We start from the raw sequence: 25,481 nt of genomic DNA on the forward strand, positions 1-25,481 counted from the left end.
ACCCTACTGCCCGGCCGGACCGCACTTACCGCGGCTTTCGCATTCCTGGCTGCAGAGCCCTCCCGCTCCGGCCGCAGACCCTCGCGCTTTTTCGGGAGAGCCCTGGGAGTGAGACATGATTCACTGCCTGCGACGGTCATCACAGGCGAGCACCGAAGGGATTCCCACCCGTGCCCCATGACATCGATCAGTCGTTCCTGGCACTGCCGCTCAGGGCCCTCGCCGACGCCGCGCTCGCACGCGCGCGTGCGCTGGGGGCCGAGCACGCGGACTTCCGGTTCGAGCGGGTGCGCAGCGCCTCCTGGCGGCTGCGGGACGCCAAGCCCGCCGGTTCGTCGGACACCACCGACCTCGGGTACGCGGTCCGGGTCGTGCACGGCGGTACGTGGGGCTTCGCCTCCGGGGTGGACCTGACCCTGGACGCGGCGGCCAAGGTCGCCTCGCAGGCGGTGGCGATGGCCAAGCTGTCCGCGCAGGTGATCAGGGCCGCAGGGTCCGATGAGCGGGTGGAGCTGGCCGACGAAGCCGTGCACGCCGACAAGACGTGGATCTCGTCGTACGAGATCGATCCGTTCTCGGTGCCCGACGAGGAGAAGGCCGCACTGCTGGCCGACTGGAGCACGCGGCTGCTGGCCGCGCGGGGTGTCGACCATGTGGACGCCTCGCTGCTCACCGTGCACGAGAACAAGTTCTACGCCGACACCGCAGGGACCGTGACGACGCAGCAGCGGGTACGGCTGCACCCCCAGCTCACCGCCGTGTCGGTGGACGAGTCGAGCGGCGAGTTCGACTCGATGCGGACCATCGCGCCGCCGGTCGGGCGCGGCTGGGAGTACCTCACCGGCACGGGCTGGGACTGGGACGGCGAACTGGAGCGGATCCCGGAGCTGCTCGCCGAGAAGATGCGGGCGCCGAGCGTGGAGCCGGGCCTGTACGACCTGGTGGTCGATCCCTCCAACCTGTGGCTGACGATCCATGAGTCCATCGGGCATGCGACGGAGCTGGACCGGGCGCTCGGCTACGAGGCCGCCTACGCCGGCACCTCCTTCGCCACCTTCGACCAGCTGGGCAAGCTGCGGTACGGCTCCGAGCTGATGAACGTCACCGGCGACCGCACCGCCGAGCACGGCCTCGCGACCATCGGATACGACGACGAGGGCGTCGAGGCGCAGTCCTGGGACCTGGTGAAGGGCGGCACGCTGGTCGGCTACCAGCTGGACCGCAGGATTGCGAAGCTGACCGGGTTCGACCGCTCCAACGGCTGCGCCTTCGCCGACTCCCCCGGGCATGTGCCCGTGCAGCGCATGGCCAATGTGTCCCTGAAGCCGGATCCCGCCGGGCTGTCCACCGAGGATCTGATCGGGGGCGTCGACCGGGGCATCTACGTCGTCGGCGACCGGTCCTGGTCGATCGACATGCAGCGGTACAACTTCCAGTTCACCGGGCAGCGCTTCTTCAGGATCGAGAACGGGCGGATCACCGGGCAGCTGAAGGACGTGGCCTACCAGGCCACGACCACGGACTTCTGGGGCTCGATGGCGGCGGTCGGGGGCCCCCAGACGTACGTCCTCGGCGGCGCCTTCAACTGCGGCAAGGCCCAGCCGGGCCAGGTGGCGTCCGTGTCGCACGGGTGCCCGTCGGCCCTGTTCAAGGGCGTCAACATCCTCAACACCACGCAGGAGGCCGGTCGATGAGCGCCCGTAGCAACAAGCCGCACGAGGTCGTCGAGCAGGCGCTCGCGCTGTCCCGGGCCGACGGCTGTGTCGTCATCGCCGACGAGCACTCGACCGCCAACCTGCGCTGGGCGGGCAACGCGCTCACCACCAACGGTGTCACGCGCGGCCGTACGCTCACCGTGATCGCGACCGTGGACGGCAAGGAGGGCACGGCCTCGGGGGTCGTGTCCCGGTCGGCCGTCACGGCGGACGAGCTGGAGCCGCTGGTGCGGGCCGCCGAGGCCGCCGCGCGCGGTGCCGGGCCCGCCGAGGACGCCCAGCCCCTGGTCACCGGGGTGCCGGAGTCCCCCGACTTCGCGGATGCGCCCGCCGAGACCTCCTCCGCGGTGTTCGCCGACTTCGCCCCGGCGCTCGGCGAGGCGTTCGCACGCGCGCGTGCGGGCGGCCGTGAGCTTTATGGCTTCGCCAACCACGAGCTGGTGTCCACGTATGTGGGTACGTCCACGGGCCTGCGCCTGCGCCACGACCAGCCCACCGGCACGCTGGAGCTGAACGCCAAGTCGCCCGACCGGCTGCGCTCGGCGTGGGCCGGCCGCTCCACGCGGGACTTCAAGGACGTCGACCCGGGCGCCCTGGACGCCGAGCTGGCCGTACGGCTCGGCTGGGCGGAGCGGCGGGTGGAGCTGCCCGCGGGCCGGTACGAGACGCTGCTGCCGCCGACCGCGGTCGCGGACCTGCTGATCTACCAGCTGTGGTCGGCGTCGGGCCGGGACGCGGCCGAGGGCCGGACGGTGTTCTCCAAGCCGGGCGGCGGCACGCGCGTGGGCGACCGGCTGAGCGACCTGCCGCTGACGCTGCGCAGCGACCCGAACGAGCCCGGCCTGGAGTGCGCGCCCTTCGTCGTCGCCCACTCCTCCGGCGGCGACCAGTCGGTGTTCGACAACGGGCTGCCGGCACACACCACGCGGTGGATCGACGACGGCGTGCTCAAGAACCTCACCACCACCCGGCACAGCGCCGCGCTGACCGGGCTGCCGGTCGCCCCGGCGCTCGGGAACCTGATCCTGGACGGCGGGGACGACCGCTCGCTTCAGGAGATGGTCGCGGGGACCGAGCGCGGGCTGCTGCTGACCTGCCTGTGGTACATCCGCGAGGTCGACCCGGCGACGCTGCTGCTCACCGGTCTGACCCGGGACGGCGTCTACCTCGTGGAGAACGGCGAGGTGACCGGGCAGGTGAACAACTTCCGGTTCAACGAGTCGCCGGTGGACCTCCTGGGGCGGGCCACCGAGGCCGGGCGCACCGAGAAGACGTTGCCGCGCGAGTGGAGCGACTGGTTCACCCGGGCCGCGATGCCCGCGCTGCGGATCCCTGATTTCAATATGAGCTCTGTCAGTCAGGGCGTATAACCTCGTAGGCGGTAGTCGCTCGACTGCCCGAAGATCATCAAGGAGATACGAGAACCGTGACGGACATCGTCGACGAGCTGAAGTGGCGTGGGCTCATCGCCCTCTCCACGGACGAGGACGCATTGCGCAAGGCGTTCGCGGACGGTCCCGTCACGTTCTATTGCGGCTTCGACCCGACCGCGCCCAGTCTGCACCTCGGCAACCTGGTGCAGATCCTCACGATGCGCCGCATCCAGCAGGCGGGCAACCGTCCGCTGGGCCTGGTCGGGGGTGCCACCGGTCTGATCGGTGACCCGAAGCCCACCGCGGAGCGCACGCTCAACGCGCCCGAGATCGTCGCCCAGTGGGTGGAGCGGCTGCGCGCGCAGATCGAGCCGCTGCTGGACTTCGAGGGCCCGCACGCCGCGGTGATGGTCAACAACCTGGACTGGACCCAGGGCCTGTCGGCCATCGAGTTCCTGCGGGACATCGGCAAGCACTTCCGGGTCAACAAGATGATCGCGAAGGAGGCCGTCTCCCGGCGGCTGAACTCCGACGCGGGCATCAGCTACACCGAGTTCAGCTACCAGATCCTGCAGGGCATGGACTTCCTTGAGCTGTACCGGCGGTACGGCTGCACCCTGCAGACCGGTGGCAGCGACCAGTGGGGCAACCTCACGTCGGGCACCGACCTGATCCACCGGGTCGAGCCGCACGCCGTGGTTCACGCGCTCGGCACCCCGCTGATCACCAAGGCGGACGGCACCAAGTTCGGCAAGACCGAGTCCGGCACGGTCTGGCTCGACCCCGAGATGACGACGCCGTACGCGTTCTACCAGTTCTGGCTGAACGCGGACGACCGGGACGTCTCCAAGTTCCTGCGTATCTTCAGCTTCAAGTCCCGCGAGGAGATCGAGGAGCTGGAGCAGCAGACGCAGGACCGTCCGCAGGCGCGGGCGGCGCAGCGGGCGCTCGCCGAGGAGCTGACGACGCTGGTGCACGGCGCCGACCAGACGGCCGCGGTGATCGCCGCGAGCCGCGCCCTCTTCGGGCAGGGCGAGCTGGCGGACCTGGACGGGGCGACGCTGGCGGCGGCGCTCTCCGAGGTGCCGCACATTCAGGTCACCGAGCTGGCTCCGGTGGTCGACCTGTTCGCGGAGGTCGGTCTCGTCGCCAGCAAGTCCGCCGCGCGGCGGACGGTGAAGGAGGGCGGGGCCTACGTGAACAACGTGAAGGTCGCCTCCGAGGATGCCGTCCCGGCGAAGGAGGAGCTGCTGGACGGGCGGTGGCTCGTGCTGCGGCGGGGAAAGAAGAACCTGGCCGCGGTGGAGGTTGTTTCGGCTTAGCGCCATCGGGGCGTGGGGTTCGCACATCGATGCGGCCCCGCGCCCCTTTGCACCTTCAGGACGTTTTCAGGCCGACGTCCGTTGTGCCTTCTTCTTCCCCAGCGTCGCCATGTACAAGGCGTCCACGGCCCCCACGATGATGATGGCCGCCACGAGCTGGAAGATGTGCCGGGTCCAGTCGATGCCCCGGGTCGCGGCGACGCCTGCGGCGCGGGCAACGGCATTGCCCACGATGGCGCCGAGCATGCCGCAGATGGTGGTCAGCCACAGGGGGCTGTGCTGCCTTCCCGGGATGACGGCCTTGGCGATGATGCCGAGCACGAATCCCACGATGATCGCCCACAACCAGCCCATGGCTGCCTCCTCGTACGGCTCTACGTGAGCATTACGGCCAGTGTGGTGGGGTGGTCCGTACGGCGCATGTCGGGTTGGCCCGTGCGGGGCGGTTCCGGGGGCGTTGTCGCAGGCAGTGGGTGCCCCGGTCTCGTCGGTGGCAGGGCCGCGGCGTAACGTGGGACGTGTCCCTGCCCGGTTCCCGGCCGGGCGTGGACGACGGTGCGGGCCGGGGGAGAGTCCGATGCGGGCGGATGGTGGACTGTGATGCGGAAACAGCACGGCGGAGTCCAGGTGTTCCGGATCACCGGAGCCCGGACGGGTCTCGCCGAGGACGTGCGGGGCCGGCAGCGGCGGTACGTCATCTCGATGACGATCCGCACGGTGTCGGTGATCCTCGCGGTCGCCCTGTGGAACGTCGAGCGGTACGTCGCCGTCGTGGCGCTGGTGTTCGGTGCGCTGCTCCCCTATGTCGCCGTGGTGATCGCGAACGCGGGCCGTGAGCGGCCGCCGTCCCTGCCGTCGACGTTCGTCAGCATGCCGACGCCGCCGATGATCACGCCGCCGCGGGCCGAGGACGCGGGGGCGCAGTCCGTGCCGGGGGACGCCGGGGCTGAGCAGAAGCGGAATGCGCGCCACCCATGAAGCTCAAGAAAAGCTCAGATCAATCGTGCAGTTACGGTGCCGGTCGACGGGGTTGCCGTGACATACTGCGTACGCGCTCCGCATCCCCCGTCGGAGCGACGGACCGACGCCGGGCAGCTCCCCCCGTGGCTGCTCGGCGTCGCCTTGTTCGGGCCCTTTTCTGCGAGACGAACCTGTGACTGACGAGACCCCTGTCTGCTCCGCCAAGGGCTGCCGTACCGCCGCCGTGTGGGTGCTGGCCTGGAACAACCCGAAGATCCACACGCCGGAGCGGCGCAAGACGTGGCTCGCGTGCGAGGAGCATCGCGAGCATCTCTCGCAGTTTCTCGGGGTGCGGGGGTTTCTGAAGGACGTGGTGAAGTTCGAGGACTGGGAAGCGCCCGAAGGGGCCTGAGCGCTCCGCTCGAAGTGCCGCGATGTGCAGTCGGTCGTCTGCGGCACCGTCGTGGCTGGTCGCGCCCGCGCCAGTAGCCGCATATCGGGTACAGCCCCGCGCCCCTTTGGGGCTCGACCGAACCGAGCTAGCCGCCGATCGCGGACATCGGCCGGTCCGGCTGCACGAACGACGGGTCGTCCAGGCCCGCCCCCGCCTTCTTCCCCCACATGGCCAGCCGCCAGATGCGGGCGATCTCCTCGTCCGGGGCGCCGGAGCGCAGGGCCGCGCGCAGGTCGGTCTCCTCGGTGGCGAACAGGCAGGTGCGTATCTGGCCGTCGGCCGTGAGGCGGGTGCGGTCGCAGGCCGCGCAGAAGGGGCGGGTCACCGAGGCGATGACGCCGACCCGGTCCGGGCCGCCGTCGACCAGCCAGCGCTCCGCGGGGGCCGAGCCGCGCTCGTCCTGGCCCTCGGGGGTGAGGTCGAAGCGGGTGCGCAGGGAGGTGAGGATGTCCCCGGCGGTGACCATGCCCTCGCGCTTCCAGCCGTGCTGGGCGTCGAGCGGCATCTGCTCGATGAAGCGCTGTTCGTAGCCGTGCTCGATCGCCCAGGCCAGCAGGTCGGGGGCCTCGTCGTCGTTCAGACCCGGCATCAGCACCGAGTTGATCTTGACGGGGGTGAGGCCCGCCTCGTGGGCGGCTTCCAGGCCCTCGATGACGTCCTTGTGCCGGTCGCGGCGGGTGAGGGTCTTGAAGACGTCCGGGCGCAGGGTGTCCAGGGAGACGTTGACCCGGTCCAGGCCTGCCGCCTTCAGGGCCGCCGCGGTGCGCTTGAGGCCGATGCCGTTGGTCGTCAACGAGGTCTGGGGGCGGGGGGTGAGGGCCGCGACGCGCTCGACGATGCCGACCAGACCCGGGCGCAGCAGGGGCTCGCCGCCGGTGAAGCGGACCTCCTCGATGCCGAGCATGCGCACCGCGATGTCGATGAGGCGGACGATCTCGTCGTCCGTGAGCAGGTCGGGCTTGGCCAGCCACTGCAGGCCCTCCTCGGGCATGCAGTAGGTGCAGCGCAGATTGCACCGGTCGGTCAGCGAGACCCTCAGGTCGGTGGCCACTCGGCCGTAGGTGTCGATGAGCACGTGGGCCCCCTCCCTCGTCCCGGAGTATTCGGGTTGCGTTACCTGCGAGCCTACGTGACGCCGCTGACAACGACAGCGACCCGATCCGACGAGGTACGACGCGGCCGCGTCGTAGGACCGTACAGTCCTGGCCGACGCGGCCGTCGTACGAAGGTGTCCGTGCTGGTGTCAGGCTGGTGCCGGCGCTGGTGTCAGTGCGCTCCGGTGCCGGTCAGGGACCGCACCTCCAGTTCGGCGTACTTGCCGGCGTCCGGGACCTCCTTCGACAGCAGGGTGCCCACAGCGCCGAGCAGGAAGCCGACGGGGATGGAGATGATGCCGGGGTTCTCCAGCGGGAACCAGTGGAAGTCGACGCCGGGGAACATCGAGGCCGGGCTGCCGGAGACCACCGGTGAGAACAGCACCAGGCCGACCGCGGTGACCAGGCCGCCGTAGATCGACCACAGGGCGCCGGAGGTGGTGAACCGCTTCCAGAACAGGCTGTAGAGGATGGTGGGCAGGTTCGCGGAGGCGGCGACCGCGAAGGCGAGGGCGACCAGGCCGGCCACGTTCAGGTCGCGGGCGAGGGCGCCGAGGACGATGGAGACGGCGCCGATGCCGACGGTCGCCCAGCGGGCCGCGCCGATCTCCTGCTTCTCGGTGGCCTGCCCCTTCCTGATGACGTTGGCGTAGATGTCGTGCGCGAAGGACGACGAGGAGGCCAGGGTCAGGCCCGCGACGACCGCGAGGATCGTGGCGAAGGCGACCGCGGAGATCGTGGCGAGCAGGACGGCGCCCCAGTTGGAGTCGACGCCGCCCAGGTGCAGCGCCAGCAGGGGGGCCGCGGTGTTGCCGGCCTTGTTGGAGGCGATGATCTCGGCCGGCTTGATCAGCGCGGCGGCGCCGAAGCCGAGGGCGAGGGTCATCAGGTAGAAGGCGCCGATCAGACCGATCGCCCAGATCACCGATTTCCGGGCGGCCTTCGCCGTCGGCACGGTGTAGAAGCGGATCAGGATGTGCGGCAGGCCCGCGGTGCCGAGGACCAGGGCGAGGCCGAGCGAGAGGAAGTCCAGCTTGGTGGTGCCGGTGGCGCCGTACTTCAGGCCGGGCTCCAGGAAGGCGGAACCCTTCCCGCTGTTGTCGGCGGCCCTGCCGAGCAGATCGGAGACGTTGAAGTGGAACTTCAGCAGGACCAGGAACGTCAGCAGCAGGGCACCCAGGATGAGCAGGACGGCCTTGACCATCTGGACCCAGGTCGTGCCCTTCATGCCGCCGATGGTGACGTAGACGATCATCAGGACGCCGACCAGGGCGACGATGCCGATCTTGCCGCCGTCGCTGGTGATGCCCAGGAGGAGGGAGACCAGGACGCCCGCGCCCGCCATCTGGGCCAGCAGGTAGAAGATCGAGACGACGATGGTGGAGACGCCGGCCGCCGTGCGGACCGGGCGCTGGCGCATGCGGTAGGCCAGCACGTCGCCCATGGTGTAGCGGCCGGAGTTGCGCAGCGGCTCGGCGACCAGGAGCAGGGCGACGAGCCAGGCGACCAGGAAGCCGATGGAGTACAGGAAGCCGTCGTAGCCGAAGAGGGCGATGGCGCCGGCGATGCCGAGGAAGGACGCGGCGGACATGTAGTCGCCGGAGACGGCGAGACCGTTCTGGAAGCCGGTGAACTGGCGTCCGCCGGCGTAGAAGTCGGCCGCGTCCTTCGTCTGGCGGCCGGCCCAGACGGTGATGACGAGGGTCGCGGCGACGAACACCGCGAACAGGGTGATGATCAGCGGCCGGTGCTGGCTCGCCTCGCCGGCGGCCACCGTGATCGCGGGGCTCATGCGCCGCCCTCCATCCGGGACTTGATGGCTTCCGCCTTGGGGTCGAGCTCGGCGGCGGCGTGCCGCGCGTACCACCAGGCGATGAGGAACGTGGTGAGGAACTGGGCGAGGCCCAGGACGAGGGCGACGTTGACGTTCCCGGCGATCCTGGTGCCCATGAAGCCGTCCGCGTAGTTGGAGAGCAGGACGTAGAGCAGGTACCAGGCGGTGAAGGCGATGGTGAGCGGGAAGGCGAACGAGCGGTGGGCGCGGCGCAGTTCGCCGAACTCCGCGCTCTGCTGCACCTCTGCGAACTCCTCGGTGGAGGGAAGGTTGGTCCCCGACCGTGCGGGGGGCGGTGTCTCGGTGGCCACGGAGGTCTCCTCGCGTTCGCGGATGCCATGGACGACGGGAGGCTCGATCGTGCTCGTGCTCCCTGCCCAAGGTCCACGGCGCCACGCGAGGACCGGTTCAAGTCCTATGAGTTGATCCGCAAGCGGTCTTGTCGAGTCATTGCCAAGTCATTGATGATCGGTAAGCCGGCGAGATAGCTTCACCCCGCACCACTCGTCATGTACCTGCCCGAGCCGCACCACCCGTGTCTCGGGCGGTTCCGTATCCGGATGAAGTGGAGATCCCATGGCTCATCTGCGTTCCAGACGCCGGCTCGCGCTCGCCGTGCCCGTCGTGCTGTCCCTGACCGCCTCGCTCGGCTTCCTGCCGGCGGCGGCCTCGGCGGCACCGGCCACGGCACCGGCGGCGCGGGCGGCGGAGACCGGCCCGAACCTCTCGTACGTGGTCAACACCCGGACCGACCACCGCACGATCGAGTCGGTCGAGCGGGAGATCACGCGCAACGGCGGTTCCGTCGTGGCCGGTTACGACCGGATCGGGGTGATCGTCGTCGACTCCGCCGACCCGGACTTCGCCAAGGAGATCCGCGCGGTGCCCGGGGTGGACTCGGCCGGTGCCACCCGTACCGCGCCGCTGCCCGCCCAGTCCACCACCGACGAGGGCGCCCCGAAGACGCTGAGCGCCGAGGAGATCGCCGCGGCCGAGGCGAAGGCGACGGCGGGGCAGGACCCGCTGGAGCCGCTGCAGTGGGACCTGCCGGCCATCAAGGCGGACAAGGCGCACGAGAAGACGCTGGGCAGCCCGGACGTCACGGTCGGGGTCATCGACACCGGTGTGGACGACACCCACCCGGACATCGCGCCCAACTTCAACCGCGCGGACTCCGTCAACTGCGTGTCCGGCAAGCCCGACACGACGGACGGCGCCTGGCGGCCGAGCGCGCAGGAAAGCCCGCACGGCACGCATGTGGCCGGTGAGATCGCGGCGGCGAAGAACGGTATCGGCATCACCGGCGTGGCACCGGGCGTCAAGGTGGCCGGTATCAAGGCCGCCGCCGGCTCGCAGGGGTTCTTCTACACGGAGGCCGTGGTCTGCAGCTTCGTGTGGGCGGCGGAGCATCACATCGACGTGACCAACAACAGCTATTACACCGACCCGTGGTACTTCAACTGCACCGACGACCCGGACCAGAAGGCGCTGGTGGACGCCATCACGCGGGCCTCGCGGTATGCGGAGAAGAAGGGCACGGTCAACGTCGCGGCGGCGGGCAACGAGAACTACGACCTCGCGTCCGACGCGATCACCGACCCGTCCTCCCCGGACGACGGCACCCCGTCGGACCGCGTGATCGACCCGCACACGTGCTACGACATTCCGACCCAGCTGCCGGGTGTCGTCACCGTCGCGGCGACCGGCGCGAAGGGCCTGAAGTCGTCGTTCTCGAACTACGGCCTCGGTGTGATCGACATCGCGGCGCCGGGCGGCGACTCGACCGCCTACCAGAAGCCGGAGCCCCCGGCGACGAGCGGTCTCATCCTGGGTCCGCTGCCGGGCGGCAAGTGGGGCTATATGGCCGGTACGTCGATGGCGACCCCGCATGTCGCGGGTGTTGCCGCATTGATCAAGTCAACCCATCCGCATGCTCCGGCGAGCCTGGTGAAGGCGCTGCTGTACGCGGAGGCCGACGCCACGCCGTGCACGGACCCGTACGACATCAACGGTGACGGCAAGGCCGACGCGGTGTGCGAGGGGGCGAAGAACTACAACGGCTTCTACGGCTTCGGCACGGCGGACGCGCTGGCCGCGGTGACCAAGTAGGGCCCGGCCGCGGGTGGCTGGCGGAGGCGCGTAACGGCCACCCGCCCGTACGGCATGATCCGGCCATGAACTCATTTCAGGATCCGGCGGCCTGGGAGCCCGCGCCGGTGCGGCCCCGCGCCTGGCTGATACGGCGCTTCGTGCTGAGTGCCGCCTACCGGCCGGTGCACTGGCTGTGGGTGTTGCTCGTCTGGGGCTTCGTGCTGGGCTTCGCCGCGCTGGCGGAGATCGTCACGACGTTCAGCGACCGGGCCGAGAACGCCGCCGGCCGGTTCCTCGACCGGCTGACGGCCCGGACGGCGCTCCCCCGCTGGTGCGTCGGCCGGCGGGAGATGCGGCACGAAGGGGACGGCGCCTACTACCGGGCGCTGGTCGACGAGGCCGTCACCCGCCGGACCGAGCAGGTCGCGCAGCCGAAGCCGGCGGTACCGCGCGAGTGGACGGTGCCCGTGCGCGACTACCGGGGCGCGGGGGCCCGGTACGTCGCCGAGCGGGCGCAGGCGCAAGGCTGGCAGCTGCGGCCGTCCGACGTCCGCAAGGAGGTGAGCCTGTACTGGCCTCACCCTGCCTCCCCCACGGGTTGATTCAATCAATATTGATCGATCAATAATGCATAGTGTAGTCATGACTGCTGATATCGAGGTGGCATGGTCTGCACTGGGCGGCGATCCCGCCCTCCTCTCCCGGGTGACGGCGGTCCAGCGGCCGGGCGCCCTTCCGGCGCGGCTTCCCGTACGGCAGCTGGCACGCGCGTGTGTCGGCGCCTGCGCGCTGGCCGCCGCGGAGCTGGCGGCCCGCCGGGCCGGGCTCGCCGAGGTGCCCGCCGTCCGGGTCGACGACGGCGCCGTCGCGACCGCCTTCCACAGCGAGCGGCAGCTGCTGGTCGACGGGCGGGCGCCGGTCGCCTTCGCGCCGCTGTCGCGGTTCTGGCGGACGGCCGACGGCTGGGTGCGCACCCACGCCAACTACCCGCACCACCGGGCCCGGTTGCTCGGCGCACTGGGCCTGCCGGCGGACGCCTCGGCGCAGGACACGGCCGCGCGGCTCGCCGAACGGCCCGCCCTGGAGGTCGAGGAGGCGGTCTACGGCGCCGGCGGCCTCGCCGTGGCCCTGCGCGGCCCGAAGGAGTGGGCGGCCACCGGGCAGGCCGCCGAGGTGGCCGCGCGCCCGCTGGTCGAGCGCGAGCGCCCGGACGCGGCCCACGCGCGCGTGCTTCCCCCGCTCGACCCCGGCGCCACCCCCCTGCTGCCCGCCGCCGGACTGCGCGTCCTCGACCTGACCCGGGTCCTCGCCGGTCCCGTCGCCACCCGCACCCTCGCCCTGCTGGGCGCGGACGTACTGCGCCTGGACGCCCCCTGGCTGCCCGAACTCCCCGACCAGCACGCCGACACGGGCTTCGGCAAGCGGTCGGCCACGCTCGACCTCGGCACCGACCGCGCCGCCTTCGAGGAGCTGCTGGCATCGGCGGACGTCGTCGTCACCGGCTACCGGCCGGGCGCCCTCGACCGGTTCGGGCTCTCTCCGCAGGCGCTGATCGAGCGCCGGCCCGGGCTGGTCGTGGCGCAGGTCTCGGCGTGGGGCGCGTACGGCCCCTGGGGCGCGCGGCGTGGCTTCGACAGCCTGGTGCAGGTCGCCACCGGCATCGCGGTGACCGAGGGCTCGGCGGACGCGCCGGGTGTGCTCCCCGCGCAGGCGCTCGACCACGGCACCGGCTATCTGCTGGCGGCGGCCGTCCTGCGGGCGCTGACCGAGCGGTCGTACGACGGCGGCGGCCGGTCGGTGCGGCTGGCGCTGGCCCGGACGGCCCACTGGCTGACCGACGGGATCCGGCCGCCCGCGGACACGGGAACGCCGGCCACGGGTGCGCCGTACGAGGGCCCGGACGCCTGGCTGGCCGAGACGGACGGCCCGCTCGGCCGGCTGCGGCACGCCGTGGCGCCGGTGGCCTTCGCGGGCGGCCCCGAGGGCTGGGCGGCGCCTCCGGTGCCCTGGGGGTCGTCACCGGCCCGCTGGCGGTGAGCGCGCGGTCGGCCGGAAATCTGCGTTTGCGTGGAATGCCGAACTGCCAGTTGTTATCCGGTACTTGCCCGGTTCTGTGCCGACTGGCGAAGATCGCGGGATGAGCGCGATGCGACCGACCGCCGAGGCGACGGAAGAGGGCGGCACCGGCCGGACCGTCGCCCTCCTCGCCCTGACCGCGCTGGGCGCCCTGATCCCGCTGCTCGGGCCGTCGGCGGCGCTGCACGGCACCGGGGAGGCCGCCGCGCCGGGCGTGGGCGGCATCGGTCTGCTGCGGACGGTGCTGTTCGCCGCGCTGAGCGTGCCGCTGGGCGAGCTGTTCGTGCGGGGACTGGCCCGGCGGCTGCCCGGCGCCCCGCCCGAACGGCCGAGCAGCTGGGCGGCGTTCGCCGCAGCGGCCGGCTTCCTCGCCGCGCTGGCGCTCGCCTCGGTGGTGTCCGCCGGCGATCTGATCCCGCACAGCCTGGGCCAGATCGACGTCGGCGGGCTCTACGGCTCCCGAGACGGCAAACTGGCCCTGCTGGAGGTCAACGCCTTCCTGCTGGCGGGCCTGTGCGCGCTCTCCCGGCACCCGGCGGCGCAGGTGTGGCCGCTGGCCGCGGCGGTGGTCGCGGAGGCGCTGCGCGCGCACCCCGCGACCGAGCACGGCTCGCTGACCGGCGCGGCGCTGACTTCGGTGCACCTGACGTGCGCGGCGCTGTGGACCGGCGGGCTGCCGTACGCCCTGCGCACGCTCAGGCTGTGGCGCGGCGATCCGGCGGGGGCCGCACTGCTGGGCCACTACGCGCGCGTGGCGCTGGTCCTGCTGGCGGCCATCACCGCGACGGGCGTGTGGAGTTCGCTGCGGCGGATGCCGGCGGCCACGATCCTGGACCAGCTGACGACGACGGCGTACGGACGCGCCCTGCTGGCCAAGGTCGTCCTGGTCGCCGTCGTCGCCCTGCTCGCCCTATGGGCCCGGATCCGGCTGCGGCGCGCGCCGGACCCGCTGGCCGCGTCCGTGCCCGCGCGGGCCGAGGTGATCGCCCTGGGCGCGGTCGTGGCGGTCTCGGGCCTGCTCACGGCGCTGCCCCTGCCGATCCGCTGGACCTAGCGGGTCACCGGCCGCCTGTGACCAGGACCTTGAGGGCGGTGCGCTCGTCCATCGCCTTGTAGCCCTCGGGGACGTCCTCGATGCCGACGGTCATGTCGAACACCGGCGAGGGGTCGATCGTGCCGTCCAGGACGTCGGGGAGCAGGTCGGGGATGTAGGCGCGGACCGGGGCGACGCCGCCGCGCAGGGCGATGTTCCGGTCGAACATGACGCCAAGATCCAGACCGGTGCCGCTGCCGTGCGGGACGCCGACGAAACCGATCGCGCCGCCGGCCCGGGTGATGTCGACGGCCGTACGCATGGACTGCTCGGTGCCGACGGCCTCGACGACGGCGTGCGCGCCCTGACCGCGCGTCAGCTCGCGGACGGCCTCGACGGCGGCCTCCCCGCGTTCGGCGACGACCTCCGTGGCGCCGAAGCGGCGCGCGATGTCGGTGCGGACCTCGTGCCGGCCGAGGGCGATGATGCGCTCGGCGCCGAGCCGCTTGGCGGCCAGTACCGCGCAAAGGCCGACCGCGCCGTCACCGACGACCGCGACCGTGGCGCCGGGGCGGGCGCCCGCGCCGAGGGCGGCGTGATGGCCGGTGCCGAGCACGTCGGAGAGGGTCAGCAGCGCCGACAGCAGGCGGTCGTCGGAGGCCGCCTCCTTGGGCAGCTGGACCAGGGTGCCGTCGGCGAACGGCACGCGCACGGCCTCGCCCTGGCCGCCGTCGTAGCCGACGGAGCCCCAGAAGCCGCCGTGCTCGCACGACGTCGTCAGGCCCTCGCGGCAGTAGTCGCACACGCCGTCGGACCACACGAACGGCGCGACCACCAGGTCACCGCGCCGCACGGTCGACACTTCCGAGCCGGTCTCCTCGACGACACCGAGGAACTCGTGCCCGATACGCTGCCCCGGCTGCCGGGCCGCCTCACCCCGGTAGGCCCACAGGTCGCTGCCGCAGATGCAGGCGCGCAGCACCCGTACGACGGCGTCGGTGGGCAGCTGCACCACGGGGTCGGGGACGTCCTCCACGCGCATGTCGTACGGGGCGTGGATGGTGGTGGCGCGCATGGCGAGGGTCCTTCTCGTACGGGGGCGTGCGGTGCGCTCAGGGGGTGTGCGAGCGCACCTCACCGTACGCCGCCGCGACCGGGCCCCGCGCGACGAGGGGTGCGCCGGCCGGGACGAGGGTGCGCCGGCCGGCTCGCCCGTCAGACGCCTGCCGCGCCCAGCAGCCGTCCGGCCGCGTAGGTGACCCCCATCGCCAGGGCCCCGCCCACCACGTTGCGCAGCACCGCGCGCCCGGGATCCGCCGCGCCGAGGCGGGCGCTGGCCCAGCCGGTGAGGACGAGGGCGGCCAGGACGGACAGGACGGTGACGGGGAGCCGCCAGGCGACCGGGGGCAGCACGATGGCCAGCAGCGGCAGCAGCGCGCCCACGGTGAACGCCAGGAAGCTCGCCCACGCGGCGTGCCAGGGGTTGGTCAGCTCCTCGGGGTCGATCCCGAGCTCCACGCGCGCGTGCGCCTGCAACGGATCCCGCGCGGTGAGCTGTTCGGCGGCCTCCCGGGCCACCTCCCGGGTGAGACCGCGTCCCTCCAGCAGGTTGGTCAGCTCCTCCAGTTCGGCCTCCGGCTGTTCCCGCAGTTCCCGCTTCTCCAGGGCCAGCGCGGCCTTCTCGGAGTCACGCTGGGCGGATACGGAGACGTACTCGCCGACCGCCATGGACATCGACCCGGCGAGCAGGCCGGCGAGCCCGGCGGTGATGAGGGCGGACCTGCTCTGGGTCGCACCGGCGACGCCGACGACGATGCCCGCGGTGGAGACAATGCCGTCGTTCGCGCCGAGCACGGCGGCCCGCAGCCAGTTCAGCCGCGAACCGAGCGCGCCCCCGTGGGCCTCGTCATGGGTTGGTTCCGTCACAGCAGGGAGGATCGCACTCCCGGGGCCGCTGCCCCGGCATCACCACACCCGGGCGGGGTCACCTCGCCGGTGACCGGCAACAGGACGACTCCGCAGAGCCGTTCGGGGGCTCGGACATGAACCCCGCGAGCCGGCGGGCGCGGTGCACCGGCCCCGGCACCGGGGCGGCCCTTCGTCCGGCGGCCGGCTGGGCCGGAGCCGCGGGCCGGACTGCGGCGGGGCCGCGGGCGGGTGTGGGACCGGGGTGTCAGTCGTGACCCGTATCCTCAATGACCATGCTCGAAGACCGTGCGACCGCAGTGTCCTCCCCCACCCAGTGGCCGGCCGCGTATCCGAAGGGATACGCGGTCGTTGACGTGGAGACCACCGGCCTGGCCCGGGACGACCGGATCATCTCAGCGGCCGTGTACCGGCTGGACGAGCGCGGCGAGGTCGAGGACCACTGGTACACGCTGGTCAACCCGGAGCGCGATCCGGGACCCGTGTGGATACACGGTCTGACGAGCGAGGTACTCGAAGGGGCGCCTCTGTTCACCGACATCGCCGAGGAGTTCGCGGCCCGGCTCGACGGCCGGGTGCTCGTCGCGCACAACGCCGTCTTCGACTGGCAGATGATCGCGCGGGAGTACGCGCGCGCGGAGCGCGAGGCGCCGGTGCGCCAGCGGCTGTGCACCATCGCGCTGTCGAAGGAGCTGGGGCTGCCGCTGCCCAACTTCAAGCTGGAGTCGCTGGCGGCGCACTACGGCGTCGTACAGCAGCGGGCGCACCACGCGCTGGACGACGCGCGCGTGCTGGCGGAGGCGTTCCGGCCGAGCCTGCGGGCCGCCGCGGCGGGCGGCGTACGGCTGCCGCTGCTGGAGTGCCGGCCACTGACGGAGTGGTCGGACCGCCCTGTGCCCCGGCAGGCCTCGGGCGGGTACGGCGGTTACCGGCCGAGCACGTGGCGCCCGTCCCGGAGGCGGCCCGCCTGCCCGTACCCCAACCCCGGCCGTTACGAAGACGGCAAACGCCTCAAACAGGGCATGCGGGTGGCGTTCTCCGGGGACACCTCCACCGAGCGCGAGCTGCTGGAGGACCGGGCGACCGAGGCCGGGCTGCATGTGGCGTCCAGCATCTCCCGGCTGACCAGCCTGCTGGTGACCAACGACCCCGACTCGGGCACGTCCAAGGTGGTCAAGGCACGCCAGTTCGGCACCCCGGTGGTCGACGAGGCCGCCTTCGGGCAGCTGCTGCGCGATGTCGAGCCCGCCGACGACTGACCGGACGAGCGGGACAGCGGCCGACGAAGGCACGAGTGGCCGCACGAAGGCGCGAGTGGCCGTACGCAGGCACGAGTGGCCGTACGAACGGGTGATTGCCGTACGACTCACCCGGCGGCCGCTCGCCCGCGGCCGGGTGGGCGGCCCACCCTGTGGCGCATGGCGAAATGCGAAGTTTGCGGCAATGACTACGGAATGACCTTCGAGGTCCACGCCCAGGGCGCGGTGCACGTCTTCGACTGCTTCTCCTGTGCGATCCACCGCATGGCACCGGTCTGCGAGAACTGCAACACCTCGATCATCGGCCAGGGCGCGGAGGCGGACGGCAAGTTCTACTGCGGCGCGCACTGCGCCCGCGCAGCGGGAAAGGTGGGGATCGTCGACCGGGTGTGACCCGGTACCCGCCTGAATGCGCCCCACGGCCCGGAGGTACCGTCGTGGGGTGCACCGCTACCGCTTCCTGTTGTCCGCCCAGTGGATCATCCTCACGCTCGTCGCGATCGCACTGATCCCGACGATGATCCGGCTCGGCTTCTGGCAGGGGCACCGGTACGACGAGCGCACCGCGCGCAACAACCTGGTCTCCGAGGCGCTGCACGCCAAGCCGGTCCCGGTCGAGCAGCTCTCCTCCCCCGGCCACGCCGTGACCCGCACGGAGAAGTACCGCACGGTCACCGCGACCGGCACCTTCGACACCGCCAAGGAGGAAGTGGTCCGGCGCCGGACCAACTCCGACAACGAGGTCGGCTTCCACGTGCTCACCCCGTTCGTCCTCACCGACGGCAAGGTGCTGCTCGTCAATCGCGGCTGGATCCCCGCCAACGGCGCCCAGACCGCCTTCCCGAAGATCCCCGCCCCGCCGGCCGGCCGGACCACCATCACCGGCCGGCTGATGGCCGACGAGACCACCGCGGCGAGCGGCATCAAGAACGTCCAAGGCCTGCCCCACCGGCAGATCATGCTGATCAACAGCGCACAGCAGGCGCATCGGCTCGGCGCCCAGGTGCTCGGCGGTTACGTCGAGCAGACCGGGCCGCAGACCGACTCCCCGGAGCAGATCTCCGACCCGGGCAGCGAGGACGCCCCGCTGAACTACGCGTACATGATCCAGTGGTGGCTGTTCGCCGCGGGCGTCCCGGTCGGCTGGTGGTTCCTGCTCCGGCGCGAGATCCGCGACCAGGAGGAGGCCGCGGCGGCCGAGGCCGCGACGGACGCGCAGGAGAAGCCGGAGAAGCCCGAGGAGACGGAACCCGCCGCCGTGTGATCCAGGGGCGCGCGGGGAACGGCATTTCACTCCCCCGGCGCACCACCTGATTGGCCCCCAGGCCGTCCGGGAAACCGGATCCCGTGAACGCGCGCATCGAGGACTACGCCGTCATCGGGGACGAACAGACCGCGGCCCTGGTCGGCCGCGACGGGTCGATCGACTGGCTGTGCCTGCCCCGCTTCGACTCCGGCGCCTGCTTCGCGAAGCTGCTGGGCGACGAGGACCACGGCTACTGGCGGATCGCGCCCAAGGGGGCCGGCGCCTGCACGCGCCGCGCCTACCGGACCGACACCCTCGTCCTGGACACCGCGTGGAAGACCGACGAGGGCACCGTACGCGTCACCGACCTGATGCCGCAGCGCGACCGCGCGCCCGACGTCGTACGCATCGTGGAGGGCGTCAGCGGACACGTCACCGTCCGCAGCACCCTGCGGCTGCGCTTCGACTACGGCTCGATCGTCCCCTGGATGCGGCGCTCCGACGGCCACCGGGTCGCCGTCGCCGGGCCGGACTCGGTGTGGCTGCGCGCCGAGCCGCACGTGGACATGTGGGGCGAGGACTTCGGCACCCACTCCGAGTTCACCGTCGGCAAAGGCCAGCGGGTCGCGTTCGTGCTGACGTGGCACCCCTCGCACGAGCCGCGCCCCCCGCTCGTCGACCCGTACAAGGCACTGACCGCCAGCGTCAAGGACTGGCGGCGCTGGGCCTCCCGCTGCCGCTACGACGGGCCGTACCGGGACGCCGTCGTACGCTCCCTGATCACGCTCAAGGCCCTCACCTACGCCCCGACCGGCGGGATCGTCGCCGCGGCCACCACCTCGCTGCCCGAGGAGCTGGGCGGGGTGCGCAACTGGGACTACCGCTACTGCTGGCTGCGCGACTCCACCCTCACCCTCGGTGCCCTGCTCCACGCCGGCTACCACAAGGAGGCCGAGGCCTGGCGTGACTGGCTGCTGCGCGCGGTCGCGGGCGACCCGGCGGACCTGCAGATCATGTACGGCCTGGGCGGTGAGCGCCGGCTGCCGGAGTGGGAGCTGTCCTGGCTGCCCGGCTTCGCCGACTCCGCGCCGGTACGCGTCGGCAACGGCGCCGTCGGCCAGCTCCAGCTGGACGTGTACGGCGAGGTCATGGACTCGCTGTACCTGGCGCGCGGCGCGGGCCTGCCCAGCAAGCCGCACATGTGGGCCATCCAGCGCTCGCTGATGACGTTCCTCCAGTCGTCCTGGCAGCAGCCCGACGAGGGCCTGTGGGAAGTGCGCGGCGGCCGGCGCCAGTTCGTGCACTCCAAGGTGATGGTGTGGGTGGCCGCCGACCGCGCCGTACGGACCCTGGAGAAGTACCCGGAGCTGGAGGGCGACGCGGACGGCTGGCGGGCGATGCGCGACGAGGTGCACCGGGAGGTGTGCGAGCAGGGCTACGACGCGCGGCGGAAGACCTTCACCCAGTACTACGGCTCGCGCGAACTGGACGCCGCGCTGCTGCTGATCCCCCGGGTCGGCTTCCTGCCGCCCGACGACCCGCGCGTGATCGGCACGGTCGACGCGATCCGTGAGGACCTGGGTCACGGCGGCTTCGTGCGGCGTTACGACACCGACGCGATCGGCGTCGACGGCATGCCGGGCGGCGAGGGCGCGTTCCTCGCCTGCTCGTTCTGGCTCGCGGACGCGCTGCATCTGACGGGCCGGGAGGACGAGGCCCGGGAGCTGTTCGAACGGCTGGTGGGCCTCACCAGCGACGTGGGGCTGCTGGCGGAGGAGTACGACCCCGGGCTGGGCCGCCAGGTGGGCAACTTCCCGCAGGCTTTCAGTCATATCGCCCTGGTGAACACCGCCCTCACGCTCTTCGGGGAGGACGAGGCAGGATAGGGGCCATGGATCTTGGACTGAAGGACCGGGTGTACGTCGTCACCGGGGCGACGCGCGGGCTGGGCAACGCCGCCGCGCGGGAACTCGTCGCGGACGGGGCGAAGGTCGTGATCACCGGCCGGGACGAGAAGCGGGTGGCCGACGCCGCCGCCGAGCTGGGCCCGGACGCGCTGGGCGTGGCCGTGGACAACTCCGACGCCGAGGCTCCCGAGCGGCTGATCGCGGCCGCCCGTGAGCGGTTCGGCGGCTTCCACGGCGTGCTGGTGAGCGTGGGCGGGCCGCCGCCCGGGTTCGTCGCGGACAACACCGACGAGCAGTGGCGCGGCGCGTTCGAGTCGGTGTTCCTCGGCGCGGTGCGGCTCGCGCGGGCGGCAGCGGCGGAGCTGGAGCCGGGCGGGGTCATCGGGTTCGTGCTGTCCGCTTCGGTGCACGAACCGATCGCGGGGCTGACCATCTCCAACGGCCTGCGGCCGGGGCTCGCCGGGTTCGCCAAGTCGCTCGCGGACGAGCTGGGGCCGCGGGGGATCCGGGTGCTGGGGCTGCTGCCGTCGCGCATCGACACGGACCGCGTACGCGAGCTCGACGGGCTGTCCGCGGATCCTGAGGCCACTCGGGCCGCGAACGAGTCCCGGATCCCGTTGCGGCGGTACGGGGCGCCGGAGGAGTTCGGGAAGGTTGCGGCGTTCTTGCTGTCTCCGGCCGCTTCGTATCTGACGGGAGTCATGCTGCCGGTGGACGGGGGCATGCGGCACGGGTTCTGACGATCGTCAGGTGACCCTTTCCGCATGGTGCTTGACCGCTCGCAGGCATACTTCCGCCGGAAGAGTCGCCAGCCTCGCCGATTCGCGTGCGTGGGTCAGGGCCTCGGCCGTGAACGTGTCCAGGGCCGTCGCCGGGTCCACGTGGGGCTCCAGTCGGAGCAGGATCCTTGCCGTGGGTGCCGTACGGCGGCCGCGCAGGAGGACCTCGGTGTGGGCCACGCCCTCCTGCCGGCCGGCCTCCTGGGCCAGCGCCAGCTCCAGGGCCCTGCCGCGCAGGAGGGCGAAGTCGCCGTCGCCGGTGTCGATGAGGATCTCGCTCAGCCGGCGGCGGCGCAGGACCGCCGTGAGCCACCACAGGGCCAGCAGGACGATGACCGCCAGGCCGGCCAGGACGGCCGGCCACCACCAGTCCGCGTGCCGCCATCGGGTGCGCTCGGCGCGGCTCAGGAGGACGTCGTGCGGGCCGCTGTGGAGCCACCAGGAGGGCATCGGCGCGCCCAGGCCGGCGGCCAGTACGGCGCCGCCGAGCACCAGCAGGAGCAGGCCGGCGAGGGCCAGCAGGACGCGGTTGAGACGCCCCGTGCGCATCGCCGTCACCCCTTCCGTCCGGGCCGCGCGACCCGCAGGGCCAAGGTGGGCGGCCGGGCCAGGCCGAGGCCCCGGAGCGCGTCGTTCAGCGTGAGCGCCAGATCGGCGCGTACGTCGTCCAGGTCACGGAAGTGCGAGACGGCGCGGACGTCGGCCTTCGTACGGCGCATCCGCACCTGTACCGAGCGGACCCCGGACACGTCCAGGGCCCGGTCGCGCAGCAGCAGCGCCGCCGCCTCACGCAGGAGCGCGGCGCGGACGTCGGGGTGCGGGGGCCGCATCGGCAGCAGACCGCGCCGGCCGGGCGTGACCGCGAGGACGATCAGCCACAGGCCGAGGGCGACGGCGACCCCCGCGCCGGTCAGTACCCAGATGTCGTCCAGCTGCCGTTCGGCCAGTTGCCGGGCCAGTGCGCGGCGCCAGCGCATCGCCGGGCGGTGGGCGCGCACGGCGGCGACGTCGTACAGCAGCAGGCCGGCGCCGGCCACGAGCAGGACGGCGACGACGGCGGCCGGGACCCGGCGCGGCGACCAGAAGCGGCGGCTGCCGCGCGGGGCTGGCGGCGCGGCGGGCGGGGGCTTGTCGAGGGTCGGGGTGGTCGTCGGCGGCTCGCTCATCACGCCCTCCCGTGGACCGTGCCGGGTGCCGGTGCCGGATGCAGCCGTTCGATCTCCACGGCGACCTCGGGCACCTCCATGTCCACCAACGCGCTTACCCGCTCGGTGACGTGACGACGCACGGCGGCGCTGTGGGCGCCGATGTCGCAGGGGTAGCCGAGTTCGAGGTGGACCCGGATGCGGGCGGTCTCATGGTGGACGACGACCGTGGCGTGCGGGGCGGCGGCGTCGGCGGGCGGGGACGGCAGCGCCTCGCGGGCGGCCTGTGCGGCGATCTTCGCCACGACCCGGTCGGCGATCCGCAGGGCGCCGCGCTCGCCGGGCGGCGCGAGAGGCGGGCGCGGGCGCACCACCCCGGTCTCGGCGCTCACCGCCGGTCACCTCCGCCGGTCGCGCCGGTCGCGGGTGCGGAAGAAGTCACCGGGTTCCAGGTCGCCCTCCGCGAACCGGCCGACGACGAACCCGATCGCCCCCAGCGCCGCCACCAGCAGGAACGCGCCGAACCCGCCGAAGTACCCGGCGAAGCCCAGCGCCATCCCGGCGATCATGCCGACCACGGCCATGCTCATGCAACGCTCCTCAACTCGTCGGCGTGCGGGTCCGGGGCTGTGTCCGACCGCGGTCCGGCCGAAGCCCGGCCGGATCACTGGATCCGGGGCTCGGCCTCCTCTTCCTCTTCCTCGGGCAGCTTGACGTCGCTCACCGCGATGTTGACCTCCACGACCTCAAGCCCGGTCATGCGTTCCACGGCGGTGATCACGTTCTCGCGCACCGCGCGGGCGACGTCGGTGATCGAGACGCCGTAGTCCACGACGATCTCCAGGTCGAGTGCCGTCTGCACCTCGCCGACCTCGGCCTTGACGCCCCGCGTCACCGACTTGGAGCCGCCCGGCACCCGGTCGCGCACGGCGCCGAAGGTGCGGGCCAGCCCGCTGCCGAGGGCGTGCACGCCGACCACGTCCCGGGCCGCGAGCCCGGCGATCTTCTCCACGACGCCGTCGGCGATGGTGGTCCGCCCGCGGACCGCCGGGTCACCGCCGCCACGCCGGGTGGGCTTGCGGGTCGACAGCTGCGGCTCCTGCTCACCCTCTGGGGTCGTCGTCATGTCGGTCATCGCCGTACGTCCCTTTCGGTCGTCGTCTCCCGACCACCGTACGCATGGTTCCCCGCCCGCGCGCCGGGGATGCGGCAGGCTGGTGGAATGACGGCGGAGCGGTGGACACGGACTGTGCGGGACCAGTTGGGGCTCGGCAGGCTGCTGCCGCTCGGCGGTCCGGGCGACGGCGCGTGGATCGCGGAGGCGGCCGCCTCCGCCGTACTGGAGCGCGCGGCCGCGGACGCGGTGTCCGGGGTGCGGCTGGGCGCGCTGCGCATCGCCCTCGCCGATCCGGACGACGTGCACGAGCCCGCCGTACCGCCCCCGCCGGGTGCGCTGCCCCCGGGCGCGCTGCGGCTGACGGCGGACTTCGCGGCGACGGCCGTCGAACCCCTGCCTGCGGTGGCGTCCCGGCTGCGGCTGCGGCTGGCGACGGCCGCGACGCGTCAGCTCGGCCTGGTGGTGACGGAGGTGGACCTCCGGGTGACCGGCCTGCTGGATGCGCGGGAGCCGGCCCGAAAGGTGCGTCCGCCACGGCCGGCACCGGCCCGGGAACCCACGGATCCGGACGAGGCGCGGGCGGCCGCGGCCGCGCTGTCGGTGCCGGGGGTGCGGGAGTTGACGGCGTCGCTCGGCCGGGCGGTACGTCTGGAGCGACGCCCGGCCGGTACGGCACTGCCGCACCGGCACGCGCGCGTGGAACTGACGACCGGCGCGGACCACCGGGCCGTCGAGGTGGCCCGGCGGGTCCGCACGGCCGTACGGGACGCGCTGGCGGACCGGCCGACGGTGGCGGTGCTGATCACGGCGGTGGACTGACCGGCCGGCGCGGGGCGTCCGACCGGTGCGGGATTCACTCGCCGACGCCGGCCAGATCCCTGAGCCGGCGAGCCTGGGCGGCCCGCTCGGCCGCCCGCTGCTCGTCGTACGTACGGTCGGCGGCACCGCGCAGCAACGCCTTGGTCTCCACGACCGCGTCCCGCGGCGCGGCCAGCAGCGCCGCGGCCAAGTCCCGTGCCGCCTCGTCCAGTTGGTCGCCGGGCACGGCGAGGTTGGCCAGCCCGGACGCCACCGACTCCGCGGCGCCGACGAACCGTCCGGTGGCGCAGATCTCCAGCGCGCGGGCGTACCCGACGAGACCGACCAGCGGGTGCGTGCCGGTCAGGTCGGGCACGAGGCCGAGGCTGGTCTCGCGCATAGCGAACTGCACGTCGTCCGCGACGACCCTGAGGTCGCACGCGAGCGCGAGCTGGAAGCCGGCCCCGATGGCGTGCCCTTGGACAGCGGCGATGGACACGATGTCGTTGCGCCGCCACCAGGTGAACGCCTCCTGGAACTCGGCGATGCTCGCGTCGAGCCCGGCGTCGTCACGACGCGCGAGATCGATGAAGGTCGGCTCGCCCGGGAGCCCTTCCGGGGTGAACATCTGCCGGTCCAGCCCCGCGGAGAAGGACTTGCCCTCGCCACGCAGCACGACGACACGGACGGAGCCCGGCAGCAGCCGACCGGCCTCGGTGAGCGCCCGCCACAGGGCGGGGCTCTGCGCGTTGCGCTTGGCCGGATTGCTCAGCGTCACCGTGGCGAGCGCGTCGTCGACGGTGAGCCGTACGCCGTCCTTGTCGAGTACAGGAGCGAGGTCCTGGTCGGGCGAAGCCATGGGGCGCCTCCGATGGGTGCGGTCATCCGGGCATGCCGACAGCATGCCTAAGTGACTGCACAGTAACCACCCGGCCGGTCAGACCGCCGACCGGGTGGCCACCATCGAAGCCGATGGGCCGCCCGGAGTCAGGACGATGCGGCCTTCTTGCCCCGGGTCGCTCCGCCACGCCCACGAAGCGTGACGCCCGACTCGCTGAGCATCCGGTGCACGAAGCCATACGAGCGGCCGGTCTCCTCGGCCAGCGCCCGGATGCTCGCACCGGAGTCGTACTTCTTCTTCAGGTCTGCCGCGAGCTTGTCGCGCGCGGCGCCGGTCACCCGGCTGCCCTTCTTCAGAGTCTCGGCCACCCGTGCCTCCTCATGGGAAGTGCGCTCTGGTCTCCTCATGATCACCCCTCTCGGGCCTGATGGCCACCCATTCGGCAAGGTCGGTGAGACATCGTTGTGACGACAGGAGTGGATCCCCACAAGCGGAACAAGGGGTTCCAAGG

28 protein-coding genes are annotated in these 25,481 nt (G+C 72.4%); 15 read left to right on the top strand and 13 right to left on the bottom strand.

Going from position 1 to position 25,481, the window contains the following annotated elements:
* The first annotated feature begins 170 nt into the window (after window positions 1–170).
* From LE548_RS33370 to tyrS, 3 genes are read left to right on the top strand one after another with little or no spacing between them, the layout of a single operon-like run.
* Window positions 171–1,694 carry a TldD/PmbA family protein gene (locus LE548_RS33370; protein WP_225100752.1) on the top strand — a complete coding sequence of 508 codons (1,524 nt, stop codon included), beginning with the start codon at window positions 171–173 and terminating at the stop codon, window positions 1,692–1,694.
* Complete coding sequence (locus LE548_RS33375) at window positions 1,691–3,085, top strand: TldD/PmbA family protein (protein WP_225100753.1); 1,395 nt, start codon at window positions 1,691–1,693, stop codon at window positions 3,083–3,085. Before LE548_RS33370 ends, LE548_RS33375 begins: the two co-directional genes overlap by 4 nt.
* 56 nt (window positions 3,086–3,141) lie before the next feature.
* Complete coding sequence (tyrS, locus tag LE548_RS33380) at window positions 3,142–4,410, top strand: tyrosine--tRNA ligase (RefSeq protein WP_225100754.1); 1,269 nt, start codon at window positions 3,142–3,144, stop codon at window positions 4,408–4,410.
* A gap of 66 nt (window positions 4,411–4,476) precedes the next feature.
* On the opposite strand, the gene LE548_RS33385 is transcribed toward tyrS, so the two are convergent.
* On the bottom strand, window positions 4,477–4,764 hold the full coding sequence (locus tag LE548_RS33385; protein WP_225100755.1) for a GlsB/YeaQ/YmgE family stress response membrane protein: 288 nt from the start codon (window positions 4,762–4,764) through the stop codon (window positions 4,477–4,479).
* A gap of 246 nt (window positions 4,765–5,010) precedes the next feature.
* On the opposite strand from LE548_RS33385, the gene LE548_RS33390 reads away from it, so the two are divergent.
* Together LE548_RS33390 and LE548_RS33395 are read left to right on the top strand one after the other, a co-directional pair.
* A complete protein-coding gene (locus LE548_RS33390; protein WP_225100756.1) occupies window positions 5,011–5,388 on the top strand; it encodes a DUF3099 domain-containing protein in 378 nt (125 codons plus the stop codon).
* Window positions 5,389–5,563: 175 nt separating this feature from the next.
* A complete protein-coding gene (locus tag LE548_RS33395) occupies window positions 5,564–5,782 on the top strand; it encodes a hypothetical protein (protein ID WP_225100757.1) in 219 nt (72 codons plus the stop codon).
* A 127-nt stretch (window positions 5,783–5,909) separates the two neighbouring features.
* Here the strand turns inward: LE548_RS33395 and moaA are convergent, their stop codons facing one another.
* The 3 genes from moaA to LE548_RS33410 form a co-directional block, all read right to left on the bottom strand.
* On the bottom strand, window positions 5,910–6,899 hold the full coding sequence (moaA, locus tag LE548_RS33400; protein WP_225100758.1) for a GTP 3',8-cyclase MoaA: 990 nt from the start codon (window positions 6,897–6,899) through the stop codon (window positions 5,910–5,912).
* 191 nt (window positions 6,900–7,090) lie between these two features.
* Window positions 7,091–8,710: a cation acetate symporter gene (locus LE548_RS33405; RefSeq protein ID WP_225100759.1), complete on the bottom strand. Its 1,620-nt coding sequence runs from the start codon at window positions 8,708–8,710 to the stop codon at window positions 7,091–7,093.
* Window positions 8,707–9,063, bottom strand: a complete 357-nt coding sequence (locus LE548_RS33410) for a DUF485 domain-containing protein (RefSeq protein WP_225100760.1) — start codon at window positions 9,061–9,063, stop codon at window positions 8,707–8,709. Before LE548_RS33410 ends, LE548_RS33405 begins: the two co-directional genes overlap by 4 nt.
* Window positions 9,064–9,328: 265 nt before the next feature.
* Here LE548_RS33410 and LE548_RS33415 point away from each other — a divergent pair, with 265 nt between their 5' ends.
* From LE548_RS33415 to LE548_RS33430, 4 genes are all read left to right on the top strand, one after another.
* Complete coding sequence (locus LE548_RS33415; protein ID WP_225100761.1) at window positions 9,329–10,861, top strand: S8 family serine peptidase; 1,533 nt, start codon at window positions 9,329–9,331, stop codon at window positions 10,859–10,861.
* A 65-nt stretch (window positions 10,862–10,926) separates the two neighbouring features.
* Window positions 10,927–11,445: a hypothetical protein gene (locus LE548_RS33420; RefSeq protein ID WP_225100762.1), complete on the top strand. Its 519-nt coding sequence runs from the start codon at window positions 10,927–10,929 to the stop codon at window positions 11,443–11,445.
* Between the two features lie 40 nt (window positions 11,446–11,485).
* Window positions 11,486–12,880, top strand: a complete 1,395-nt coding sequence (locus LE548_RS33425; RefSeq protein WP_225100763.1) for a CoA transferase — start codon at window positions 11,486–11,488, stop codon at window positions 12,878–12,880.
* A 100-nt stretch (window positions 12,881–12,980) separates the two neighbouring features.
* Complete coding sequence (locus tag LE548_RS33430; protein ID WP_225100764.1) at window positions 12,981–13,973, top strand: CopD family protein; 993 nt, start codon at window positions 12,981–12,983, stop codon at window positions 13,971–13,973.
* A 4-nt stretch (window positions 13,974–13,977) separates the two neighbouring features.
* Here LE548_RS33430 and LE548_RS33435 read toward each other — a convergent pair whose 3' ends face one another.
* Both LE548_RS33435 and LE548_RS33440 read right to left on the bottom strand, forming a co-directional pair.
* Complete coding sequence (locus LE548_RS33435; RefSeq protein WP_225100765.1) at window positions 13,978–15,027, bottom strand: zinc-dependent alcohol dehydrogenase family protein; 1,050 nt, start codon at window positions 15,025–15,027, stop codon at window positions 13,978–13,980.
* Between the two features lie 140 nt (window positions 15,028–15,167).
* Window positions 15,168–15,878 (bottom strand): VIT family protein, encoded by a 711-nt coding sequence (locus LE548_RS33440; RefSeq protein WP_225100766.1) that lies wholly within the window; start codon window positions 15,876–15,878, stop codon window positions 15,168–15,170.
* A 275-nt stretch (window positions 15,879–16,153) separates the two neighbouring features.
* On the opposite strand from LE548_RS33440, the gene LE548_RS33445 reads away from it, so the two are divergent.
* The 5 genes from LE548_RS33445 (at window position 16,154) to LE548_RS33465 (ending at window position 21,030) form a co-directional block, all read left to right on the top strand.
* Window positions 16,154–17,137: a DEDDh family exonuclease gene (locus LE548_RS33445; protein ID WP_225100767.1), complete on the top strand. Its 984-nt coding sequence runs from the start codon at window positions 16,154–16,156 to the stop codon at window positions 17,135–17,137.
* A 159-nt stretch (window positions 17,138–17,296) separates the two neighbouring features.
* Complete coding sequence (locus LE548_RS33450) at window positions 17,297–17,530, top strand: hypothetical protein (RefSeq protein WP_225100768.1); 234 nt, start codon at window positions 17,297–17,299, stop codon at window positions 17,528–17,530.
* A gap of 16 nt (window positions 17,531–17,546) precedes the next feature.
* Window positions 17,547–18,401 carry an SURF1 family protein gene (locus LE548_RS33455; RefSeq protein ID WP_225100769.1) on the top strand — a complete coding sequence of 285 codons (855 nt, stop codon included), beginning with the start codon at window positions 17,547–17,549 and terminating at the stop codon, window positions 18,399–18,401.
* A gap of 83 nt (window positions 18,402–18,484) precedes the next feature.
* On the top strand, window positions 18,485–20,269 hold the full coding sequence (locus LE548_RS33460; protein ID WP_225100770.1) for a glycoside hydrolase family 15 protein: 1,785 nt from the start codon (window positions 18,485–18,487) through the stop codon (window positions 20,267–20,269).
* 5 nt (window positions 20,270–20,274) lie between these two features.
* Window positions 20,275–21,030, top strand: a complete 756-nt coding sequence (locus LE548_RS33465) for an SDR family oxidoreductase (RefSeq protein ID WP_225100771.1) — start codon at window positions 20,275–20,277, stop codon at window positions 21,028–21,030.
* 6 nt (window positions 21,031–21,036) lie between these two features.
* Here LE548_RS33465 and amaP read toward each other — a convergent pair whose 3' ends face one another.
* From amaP to LE548_RS33490, 5 genes are all read right to left on the bottom strand, one after another.
* Window positions 21,037–21,618 (bottom strand): alkaline shock response membrane anchor protein AmaP, encoded by a 582-nt coding sequence (gene amaP / locus LE548_RS33470; protein ID WP_225100772.1) that lies wholly within the window; start codon window positions 21,616–21,618, stop codon window positions 21,037–21,039.
* A gap of 5 nt (window positions 21,619–21,623) precedes the next feature.
* Window positions 21,624–22,235 (bottom strand): DUF6286 domain-containing protein, encoded by a 612-nt coding sequence (locus LE548_RS33475; RefSeq protein ID WP_225100773.1) that lies wholly within the window; start codon window positions 22,233–22,235, stop codon window positions 21,624–21,626.
* Complete coding sequence (locus tag LE548_RS33480; protein WP_225100774.1) at window positions 22,235–22,606, bottom strand: hypothetical protein; 372 nt, start codon at window positions 22,604–22,606, stop codon at window positions 22,235–22,237. Before LE548_RS33480 ends, LE548_RS33475 begins: the two co-directional genes overlap by 1 nt.
* A 6-nt stretch (window positions 22,607–22,612) precedes the next feature.
* Window positions 22,613–22,804 (bottom strand): hypothetical protein, encoded by a 192-nt coding sequence (locus tag LE548_RS33485; RefSeq protein WP_225100775.1) that lies wholly within the window; start codon window positions 22,802–22,804, stop codon window positions 22,613–22,615.
* A 74-nt stretch (window positions 22,805–22,878) separates the two neighbouring features.
* Window positions 22,879–23,349 (bottom strand): Asp23/Gls24 family envelope stress response protein, encoded by a 471-nt coding sequence (locus tag LE548_RS33490; RefSeq protein ID WP_225100776.1) that lies wholly within the window; start codon window positions 23,347–23,349, stop codon window positions 22,879–22,881.
* An 87-nt stretch (window positions 23,350–23,436) separates the two neighbouring features.
* On the opposite strand from LE548_RS33490, the gene LE548_RS33495 reads away from it, so the two are divergent.
* The gene (locus LE548_RS33495) at window positions 23,437–24,150 is read left to right on the top strand and encodes a nucleopolyhedrovirus P10 family protein (protein WP_225100777.1); all 714 of its coding nucleotides are present in this window, start codon (window positions 23,437–23,439) and stop codon (window positions 24,148–24,150) included.
* 34 nt (window positions 24,151–24,184) lie between these two features.
* Here the strand turns inward: LE548_RS33495 and LE548_RS33500 are convergent, their stop codons facing one another.
* Both LE548_RS33500 and LE548_RS33505 read right to left on the bottom strand, forming a co-directional pair.
* The gene (locus LE548_RS33500; protein WP_225100778.1) at window positions 24,185–24,988 is read right to left on the bottom strand and encodes an enoyl-CoA hydratase/isomerase family protein; all 804 of its coding nucleotides are present in this window, start codon (window positions 24,986–24,988) and stop codon (window positions 24,185–24,187) included.
* Window positions 24,989–25,116: 128 nt separating this feature from the next.
* Window positions 25,117–25,338, bottom strand: a complete 222-nt coding sequence (locus LE548_RS33505; RefSeq protein ID WP_004002281.1) for a helix-turn-helix domain-containing protein — start codon at window positions 25,336–25,338, stop codon at window positions 25,117–25,119.
* Window positions 25,339–25,481: the final 143 nt, after the last annotated feature.

Source organism: Streptomyces sp. CoH27 (genome assembly GCF_020181035.1).
In the GTDB taxonomy this organism is placed as follows: domain Bacteria; phylum Actinomycetota; class Actinomycetes; order Streptomycetales; family Streptomycetaceae; genus Streptomyces; species Streptomyces camelliae.